At 38.4% G+C, this 8,309-nt stretch carries 2 protein-coding genes; both read left to right on the top strand.

The genetic code is table 11. The features are described from left to right. Window positions 1-669 (top strand): MucBP domain-containing protein (locus N8M66_RS09150; protein ID WP_261047185.1); only part of this gene is annotated, 669 nt, incomplete at its 5' end. Window positions 670-1,260: 591 nt separating this feature from the next. Continuing rightward, window positions 1,261-8,309, top strand: a 7,049-nt coding sequence (locus N8M66_RS09145) for a YSIRK-type signal peptide-containing protein (RefSeq protein WP_261047183.1), incomplete at its 3' end; no start/stop codon positions are given.

Here is an 8,309-nt window from a genome sequence, read left to right as displayed (position 1 = left end):
ACTAAGAAACTTCCAAATGGAGATACAGAGCACGTCTACGAAAAAGTTAAGACATCATTCAAGGATAAAGAAGGAAATGAGATTCCAGGAAATCCAAGTGAAGATGGCGAACAACCTAAGAAAGATATCCCAGGTTACCGCTTCGTAGAGACTAAGAAACTTCCAAATGGCGATGTAGAACACGTTTATGAGAAAGTTAAGACAAGTCACAAGGATAAAGATGGTAAAGAAATTCCAAACTATCCAACAGAAGACGGTGAACAACCTAAGAAAGATATTCCAGGCTACCGCTTCGTAGAGACTAAGAAACTTCCAAATGGCGATGTAGAACACGTTTATGAGAAAGTTAAGACATCATTCAAGGATAAAGATGGAAATGAAATTCCAAACTATCCAACAGAAGACGGTGAACAACCTAAGAAAGATATCCCAGGCTACCGCTTCGTAGAGACTAAGAAACTTCCAAATGGTGACACAGTTCATGTTTATGAAAAAATCATTCCTTCTGTGAAACCAGAACCTGCGAAACCATCAAAACCAGCTCCAGCTAAATCAGCTAAGGAATTGCCTAATACTGGTACAGAAGATCACTCAAGCCTAGCAGCTCTTGGACTTCTTGGAGTATTGAGCGGATTTGGTCTTGTTGCACGCAAGAAAAAAGAAGACTAATTTCTAATCTCCCATTCTTAAAATAGGAACTCGATTCTTCGATAAAAAACCAGCCAGTCATTTAGATTGGTTGGTTTTGTTTTTTTTCTCTTGTTTTATTTCATTATACTTCATTATTCAATGATTTCTGAAAATCTCAAAACTTGGTAGAAAGTTATGCACTCATCTTTTTAAAGTTAATCAATAAAAGGAAAATATATAAAAATGAGATAAGGAAATCGTTTTAATATTGTATTTTTTGGATAAATATACAAATATGATACTGAAATATGTCGGAGATTTAATTTTGAAAAGAGGCTAGTAAATATTCAGAAAATAGAAACAAAAGCAACAATTATAAAAATTATTTCCCTTATGAAATGCTGATAATTCAAGTGAAATGTTAACTAAATTTTACTTGGAAAATTATTATTTTTGTTTTGAAATTATAAATCAAGTATCTTGTGTAATGAGATGAAATGTGATATTATTTATATAAATGTTAATTGTGAATTATATAAAATTTCCTCTCAACTATGTAAAAAGATGTTGAGGGATTTTTTGGGGATTTTTAACTAACATGATGAAAATAAAAGGAGGTTGTTAGTCTCGATGAAAGGCAAGCAACAACAAGATTATAGAGTAGAAAAGTACATCCGTTATGGTATCCGGAAATATAGCTTTGGAGCAGCGTCAGTAGCGATTGCAGCTGGATTGATGTTCCTTGGAAGTGGTGCGGTATCAGCAACGGAAGTTCAAGGTGCTGAAGCATCAGTAGCAGCAACTACTGCGCCAGCAAATCAAGCGGATCCTAATAAAGAGAAGGAAGCCGTTAAGCCAGAAACTAAAGTAGCGGAAGCTAAACCAGAGGTTAAAGCAGAAAAATCTAAACCAGAGGAAACTCCGAAAGAAGTAGTAGCTCCTAAATTGGATAAGACTCAATTAGAAGCTTATGTTAACCAGGTAGCAGGAAATATAGCTGCAGGTAAATATGCAAACAAGACAGACGAAAGTTTGGCTCTTTTGAATGCAGATTTGGAAGCGGCAAAAGCAGCTCTTTCAAGTGCTACTAGTCAAGATGAGTTAAAAGCTGCTTACAACAAACTTGTAACAACTGTAAACTCAAAACTACAAAACAAACCAGTTGAGAAAAAAGAAACTCCAGCAGTTGATACTACAAATGGTAAAGAAACTGTAGGGAAGAAAGCGGAAAACACTGAGAAAAAATCTGAGTCAAACGCAATTGAAAACACTGGTTCTAAAGATGAACGTAATGGCAAAGAACTAGTCCAAGGTTCACACTTACGTTCAGCTAATGAAGGGTATACAGCTGCTTCTAAAGAACTAAGAAAAGAAAATGGTGAATTTCTTGGATCTACAGGTAAATCTTACAAAGTACTAGATGGTAATGCTAACTATAAAATTTATGTTCATGGATATCAATCTGAGAACACTGATGTGCCAGCAGCTAATAGTGGACAAGCCGGGGTTAGTGGACGTACAGATATTCCTTTATCAAAAACAGAAGCTCAGAAACTTGGGCGTGAAGCAGAACTATGGAAAGGGAAACTTCGTGCTACAGGAAAAACTAATGGGAATACAACATGGGGATCTGGTGGAGCGTATGAATATATAGCTACAGAAATCTACGGTTATACTTATGAACAAGGAAATCACTATGTATATCTTACTGATGTAAAAAAACGTTTTAGTTTATCACCAGAAGCAACTGCGGCAGGATACACAATTAAAAACATCGCGTTAAGTAACTTACTTCCAGGATTAGCTTATAATGAAAAAACAGATACTGTAGAAGGATATGTAGCATCTACTCTTCAAAATGGTGTATATGACATGCGTTATATTGTAACAGTAGAGAAAGATGGAGCTACTCAGGAAGTTACTTTCAGAGACTTAACAGCTGGATGGATAGGATGGCAAGATTCATCTGCACCACTTATTCAAGGAAAATCAAAATTAGTAACAGTAGGCGATCAAGTTAATCATAACATCAAATATGTTGATAATGATGGAATGACTCGTGATGAAAGAGCTGGTTATGTATACAGAAGTAATGGAGAAAAAGTTGTTGCCGGTTCAAAAACTGCTCCTGGAGGCACGAATGGAGCAACCTTTACTGCAGTTGATGGATCTAAAGTAAATACCGAGAACGGACCACAAACTGTCACAGCGCATACTGCCTTAAACGGTGATTATACGGGAAGTAAAACTTCGATAAATGATGTTGTACCAGGATTAAGCTATAATCCAAAAAATGGAGATATTACTGGAACAGCAAGTGAAGCTGGGATTTTCACAGCATCTGTTTATGCCAAAGACTATAACAATACAACCAATGCAAGAAATATGGATTGGAATATGTATGGTCAAGAAGCTCATGAAAATATTACAATCGCAGTAGCTCCTAAAATTACTGTTAAGAATGTTGAAGCTTATGCAACAACTGTACCTGTGTCAATTTCAAAAGGTGCTAACAAAGCTGAAATTACAATGCCAGATGGAACAGTTACAAAACTTGAAGTTAAAGATGGAAACTGGACAGTAGCAGCAGGTACTACAAATACAGCTGTACAAGAAGGTGCGGTATTAGGGGCTGCATCTACAACAGGAGATTCAACTTTTAACTTAACCGTAACACCAGAATCTACTAAATATGTAGGTGTGGATAATATTGTAGCAAAAGCCACAACTGATAAGGTGAAAGCAAACATCCAACGTGAATTTGCTATGGTAACTGACGCAGCAGGTAATACGTATAAAGCGGTATTTAACCGTGCAACAGGTAAATATTCGTTACCTACTGAAAAAGCTTATGAACTAAAAGACAATGGCAATGGTACATCAACTATTATTGAACGTCGTGTTTATACAGATGCTCAAGCAAATGGTGATGTTAAATTTGTTGTCTATGAATTTGAACGTACATGGAATGCAACATCTTCAGCGGCAACATTAGTAGATAAGATTGCAGAAATTCGTAAGAATGGTGAGGTAACAGCAGTAGGTGCTGTTACACGTACAGAGACATTGGTTAAAAAAGATAACACATCTTCAGAGCAAGGAATGGTAGTTACAGTAAGTTACGACTCAGTAACAAACCAATGGACATCTTCTGACGGTACAGCAGTAACAGCTAAAGAATCAAATGCTGGTTGGGAAGTAGAAACAGCATCAGGATTTAAAGGGTATGTAGCATACCGTGAAGCAAGTTCAACAGACCTAGCATCAATTCACAATGACAAACCAACTGGAACTTCAACAAGTTATTCAGAAGCAAAAGATACATCAGTAGACTTAGTTAAATCACCTAAAGCAAACGTAGCATTCGCAGATACAATCGATGATAAAACTACAGCTGCAGATTCTGATACAATTAAAACAAAAGTAACAGTAACTGCACCAGATGGAACAGTAACTAATTTTGATGGAGCTCAAGCAGAAGAAACAGCTTATATTCAAGCACAACGTACAGCGGCAGCTAAAACTCAAGCGGCAGCAACGGCTGTAAAAGAATATCAAGATACACAAAATGAATTAGCACGTCTTCAAGAACTATTAGATCGTTCAACAAGAACGGTAGAAGATGCTCAAGCAGCATTAGATGACTTGAAGCTACGTACAATTTCTCCAACGGCTCAAGAATTAGCAGAGAGAAAACTTGCTAATGTAAAAGAGTTTAAAGCATCTATTGAAGCACAATTAGCAACAGCTCAAACAAATCTTTCAACAAAAAATACTGAAGTAGAGTCAACACGTACTGCAGCTTTAGAAGCTGAAAAAGCAGTAGAAACTGCACGTACAGCTCTTAAAACAGCTGCAGAAGCAAATCTAGCTAAAGCTAACGCTTATGTACTATCCCAAAAAGGACGTTACAAAGTAACAGTAAGCGCAGTAGATTCAAATGGGGTTGTGACAACTCCAACAGTCGGTGGAACAAATACTGGTGAAGTTACAGAAGATGCAGTAGCAGAAACAACTTACTACATCGTAGTAACAGAACCAGAGAAATCATCAGGCGCTCAAGGTCAAAAACAAACTGACTCAATGGCCGACAATTTCAATGATGGAAAAGAAGGAACTACAGTATCAAACTACAAACTAGTAGATCCAAAAACAGGAGCAAAAGTTGAATCTGTAACAACTGATGAAGGAACATACACTGTAGATCCAAATACAGGTGAAGTAACGTTCACTCCAGTAGAAGGATTTGTAGGAACTGCAAATCCGGTAACAGTAGCGGCTGATGTAACATTTAATGATGAATCAGGAAATCCAGTAACAGTAGCGGTAGAAAATTCATATACACCAACTGTATACGGAATTGCACCATCTGCAGATGAAACTACAGGAAAACAAGGACAACCTCAAACATCTAAATCAGGAAAAGATCGTTTCTCTGAATTAAATAATACAGATAATACATTAGATGGCACAAATGTTGACTGGACAACAGCTGCCTACTCATTAGAAGGAGCTAATGCTGAAGGTAAAGTGGTAGTTGATGGAGAAGGAACATACTCAATCGATCCAACAACAGGTGTAGTAACATTTGAACCACTTCCAACATTTACAGGAAAAGCTAAAGGTGTTAATGTACAAGTATCAGTAACAGCCACTGACTCAGAAGGAAACAAAGTTCCAGTTACTTCAAAAGGAAAATATACTCCAGAAGTAACACCAGTAACACCGACAGGAGCACCAGTTACATCTGAAGGAAAACAAGGACAAGAACAAACAGGTAAACCTGTCTTTACACAAGGTGATGAAACAGCACCAATTACAATCAACGAGCAGCAACCAGCTAAATTTGTAGTAAATGGACAACCAGTTGATGACAAAGAAATTCCAGCTACAAAAGATGGAAAAGAAATTGGTAAATACGTAATCGATCCTTTAACAGGTGTTGTAACATTTAAACCAAACAAAGACTTTGTTGGTACACCAGATCCAGCAACTGTTGAAGTTAAAGATAAGAATGGAACACCAGCAACAGCTACTTACACTCCAACAGTGACTCCAGTAGTTCCAACGGCAACACCAAAAGAAACAACTGGAAAACAAGGTCAACCACAAACTCAAGAAACAGAGTCAATGTTCAAACAAGGTGATGAAGTAGCACCAATTGATAAGACAACTGTTAAATTAGTAGACCCAAGTGGTAATGAAGTAACAACAATGCCAGCGATGAAAGATGGTAAAGAAGTTGGAACATACACAATTGATCCAACAACAGGAGTTATCACATTCCAACCAAACAAAGACTTCACAGGCACACCAGATCCAGCTAAGGTTGTAGCGAAGGATACTAACGGAACTAAGGTAGAAACAACTTACACCCCAACAGTAACTCCAGTAGTACCAACAGCAGAACCAAAAGAAACAACTGGAAAACAAGGTCAACCACAAACTCAAGAAACAGAGTCAATGTTCAAACAAGGTGATGAAGTAGCACCAATTGATAAGACAACTGTTAAATTAGTAGACCCAAGTGGTAATGAAGTAACAACAATGCCAGCGATGAAAGATGGTAAAGAAGTTGGAACATACACAATTGATCCAACAACAGGAGTTATCACATTCCAACCAAACAAAGACTTCACAGGCACACCAGATCCAGCTAAGGTTGTAGCGAAGGATACTAACGGAACTAAGGTAGAAACAACTTACACCCCAACAGTAACCCCAGTCACTCCAACAGCAGAACCAAAAGAAACAAAAGATGTACAAGGTGCAACTCAAACTGGAAAACCAACATTCACACCTGGTGCTGATGAAGTGCCAATGGATGATGATACTCCAGCGACATTCGAAGATGGTTCAAAAGAAAAAGTAATTCCAGGAGAAGGTACTTACACTGTAGCTCCAGATGGAACAGTAACATTCGTACCTGAGAAAACATTCACAGGAACAGGAACAGGAGTAACGGTTAAACGTGTAGATAAGAACGGAACACCAGTAACGGCTAAATACACACCAACAGTATTACCAGCAACTCCAACAGCGACACCAGCTGAAACAACAGATATCCAAGGTGCGTTACAAAAGGGATTACCACAATTCTTAGGAGGAAGAGTATCAGTAGATGGAGTACAAAAAATTGTACCAATCGATGAAACAAAACCATTAGAATTAATCGATCCATCAACAGGTAAAGTAACTAATGAAATCGTGGTACCAGGCGAAGGAACTTACACAGTATATAACGGAGTAGTAGAATTCCGTCCAGAACCACAATTCGTAGGAAAAGCAAAAGGAGTTACAGTCCAACGTGTAGACGTAAATGGAACGCCAGTTTCAACAACATACACACCAAACGTAACCCCAGTAACCCCAACAGCAGAACCAGCTGAAACAACAGATATCCAAGGTAAAGAACAAACTGGCAAACCTGAATTCAAACCAGGAAATCCAAATGTACCGATGAATGACGAAGTACCAGCAACCTTCGAAGATGGTTCAACAGAAAAAGTCATCCCAGGTGAAGGAACATACAAAGTAAATCCAGACGGTACAGTAATGTTCACACCAGAGAAGACATTCACAGGTAAAGGCACAGGCGTAACAGTTAAACGTGTAGATAAGAATGGTACCCCAGTAACAGCTAAATACACACCAACAGTAACTCCTGTGACTCCAGAAGGAACACCAGCTGAAACAACAGATATCCAAGGTAAAGAACAAAACGGTAAACCTGAATTCAAACCAGGCAACCCAGAAGTACCAATGGATGATGAAGTACCAGCAACCTTCGAAGATGGATCAACAACTAAGACAATTCCAGGCGAAGGAACTTACAAAGTAAATCCAGACGGTACAGTAACGTTCACACCAGAGAAGAACTTCACAGGTAAAGGTACAGGCGTAACTGTTAAACGTGTAGATAAGAACGGTACGCCAGTAACGGCTAAATACACACCAACAGTAACCCCAGTAACTCCAGAAGGAACACCAGCTGAAACAACAGATATCCAAGGTAAAGAACAAAATGGTAAACCTGAATTCAAACCAGGCAACCCAGAAGTACCAATGGATGATGAAGTACCAGCAACCTTCGAAGACGGTTCAACAACTAAGACAATTCCAGGTGAAGGTACATACACAGTAACACCAGATGGCACAGTAACGTTCACACCTGAGAAGACATTCACAGGAACAGGTACAGGAGTAACAGTTAAACGTGTAGATAAGAACGGAACACCAGTAACGGCTAAATACACACCAACAGTAACACCAGTAACTCCAGTTGGAACACCTGCGGAATCTGAAGGACCTAAAGGACAACCACAAACAGGAACACCAGAATTCAAACCAGGTAATCCAAATGTACCAATTGATGAGACTGTTAAACCAACATTTGACGATGGAACAACTGAGAAGAAAGTACCAGGAGAAGGAACATACACAATCGATGAAAACGGTAAAGTGACCTTCACTCCAGAAAAAGACTTCGTAGGAAAAGCTAAAGGTGTGACAGTTAAACGTGTAGATAAGAACGGAACACCTGTAACAGCTACTTACACTCCAACAGTTCGTCCTGATACTTCGTTCGTTGATAAAGATGGTAACCCACTTTCACCAACAGAAGATGGAACTAAACCAACTAAAGATATCCCAGGATACAAGATTGTTAAAACTGAAGT

Origin of the sequence: Streptococcus mitis, from assembly GCF_946188585.1 — a bacterium.
Lineage (GTDB): Bacteria > Bacillota > Bacilli > Lactobacillales > Streptococcaceae > Streptococcus > Streptococcus mitis_DG.
The sequence above is the reverse complement of the archived record's forward strand: the minus strand, read 5'-3'. Positions and strand labels throughout refer to the sequence as shown.